1 protein-coding gene is annotated in these 2,456 nt (G+C 60.3%); it reads left to right on the top strand.

Going from position 1 to position 2,456, the window contains the following annotated elements; translation table 11 throughout:
* Positions 1-2,149, top strand: a 2,149-nt coding sequence (locus VIM98_RS13585) for a S53 family peptidase (protein ID WP_331993652.1), incomplete at its 5' end; no start/stop codon positions are given.
* Between the last annotated feature and the right edge of the window lie 307 nt (positions 2,150-2,456).

Genomic DNA, 2,456 nt, shown 5'->3' with positions numbered 1-2,456 from the left:
GGCGGTGGCCAATTCGCATCTCGCCTTTGTTACCGCAGCGAAGCCCACCGCGGCTGTCGCTGATTCCACTCCCATGAACCATATGCAGCTGGTGCTCAAGCGCAGCGCAAAGCGTGCCGCGGCACTGGATGCCCTGGTTACCGCACAGCACGATCCGACTTCGAGCAAGTTCCATCAGTGGATCACACCGCAGCAGTTCGGTAACCGCTTCGGCGTAAGCGATGCGGACATCGACGCGGTCACCTCGTGGCTGACCAGCCAGGGCTTCACCGTCAATGGCGTCTATGCCAACAAGATGCAGATCGACTTCAGCGGCACGGCCGGTGCGGTCAAGCGTGCTTTCCATACACAGGAGAGCCGGTACACGATCAACAACGAGAGCCATATCGCCAACAGCAGCGACATCAGCGTGCCGACCGCGTTGAAAGATGTCGTCACGGGCGTGGCCGGGCTCAACGATGTCCACCCGAAGGCGCAGCGTGTATCGGAAAAGCTGGCGCAGTTCAGCGCATCGACGCAAAAGTTCAAGGTGCAGCAGCCGGCATCCGCCAACAATAGACAGCTCAAGTCGCAAGTCAGCCCCGATGCAGTGACCTTTACCGATGGTTCGCGCGGTTTTTCACCGTCGGACCTGGCGAAGATGTATGGCGTGGATACGCTGCACGCCGCAGGCACTACGGGTCAGGGCATCACTATTGCCCTGGTCGAAGACGAATCGATGGTGCCGACCGATTGGGACAATTTCGTTTCCCAGTTTCAGTTGGGCAGCTACGGCGGTACGTTTGCGCAGATCCAGCCACAGGCGACCGGCTTTACCAACTGCATCGATCCTAACATCGCCTTCCCAGGCGAAGACGGACTAGAAACCGTGCTCGATGCGGAATGGTCGACCGCCATGGCGCCGGGCGCCAACATCGTGGTGGCCAGTTGCGACGATTCCAACAGCAATAATTTCTTCGGCGGCGTATTTACCGCAGCGACCAACCTGATCAACGGCACATCGCGGCCGAATGTGATCAGCGCGAGCTACGGCTACGGTGAAGGCTTCACCGATACCGCCAGCAAGACGGCCATCGACCTGATGTGGGCGCAGGCGGATGCCGAAGGTATCTCGGTGTTCGTTTCCAGCGGCGACTCGGGCTCCAACCCGAGCTTCAACGGCAGCATCATCAACGGCGTCGGCCTGGACGCCAATTCGTTCGGTACGTCGCCCAACGTCACCGTTGTCGGTGGCACGGACACCGCCGACGTGCTCGATGGCACCACCAAGAAGTATTTCAATTCCACCTTCACCGCGGACTATGGTTCGGCCAAATCGTACGTGCCGGAGATTCCGTGGAACGAATCCTGCGGTAACGACGTCGCAGCGCAATCGCTGGGACTCGCCAATGGGCTGGCCTTCTGCAAGCAATACCTGACCTACGACCCGGAGGGTTTGTACGCCACTTCGGAAGCCGGTAGCGGCGGACCGTCGTCGGTCGATGCCAAGCCCGCCTGGCAGCGGCTGGTGAAGGGCGCGGCCAAGGATCAATCGCGCGACGTACCGGACGTCTCCCTGTTTGCCGGCTCGTATGGCGGTTATTCCTGGGTGATCATCTGCACGGACGCATATCCTTGCGTGCCGGGCTTCACCTCGCCAGTGTATCTGGAAGGCGGCACGTCGCTGTCCTCGCCGATGTTCGCAGGCATCCAGGCGTTGATCGACCAGGGGCTGTCGGACAAGGGGTTGTCGCCGAACCAGGGCAACGCCGCACCGACGCTCTATGCACTGGCTGCACAGGAGTACGGCGGTCCGACCGGCGCCGCGCCGGATACCTTGGCCAAGTGCAACGCCGATAATGGTACCAAGGGCACCGCCAAGTGCGTGTTCCACAACGTCACTCGCGGTGGCATCTCGACACAGTGCATCCAGATCGCCGCATTCGATCAGGTCACCGACGATTGCTACTTCTACGGTTCATTGAAGAACTTCGAGGGCTTCTATGGCCCGACACAGATCGGCCTGACCTCGACCAAGCCCAACAAGTACAACGCGAACACGGTGGCGTACAACGCGCAGCCGGGCTGGAGTTTCGCGGCGGGCTTGGGCTCGGTCAACGGCTCGAACCTGCTCGATGCTTGGGAGAAGTTTGTGCACGCACCGAAGTAAGGCGTGCTTATAAGGGAAATCCCGAACCCCCGGTCGGTGGCCGGGGGTTTGTTTTTGGTGATGCACCCCTTGGTAATGAGCATGCCTGGTTTTTTCGGCGCGGCTTCAGTTGCGGCAGCGCCACCTCGCCGCAAGTCCTTGTCGCGACTGAATTCGCTCTTACAGGTGGGTGGCAGGCGTACCGAATCGGCGCATCGATGACAGCGCATGCGTCAATATTTTGACGCTTTGCCAAATCCGCATGGCTCGCACATGTCGGCCATCCTTCGAAATCGTCAGTTCTTACGGCGCACGTTGCAAGTCCGCG

The organism is Dyella sp. (genome assembly GCF_036568765.1).
GTDB lineage: Bacteria > Pseudomonadota > Gammaproteobacteria > Xanthomonadales > Rhodanobacteraceae > GSA-30.
Note: the sequence above shows the minus strand (reverse complement) of the source record. Positions and strands in the feature narration are given on the sequence as shown.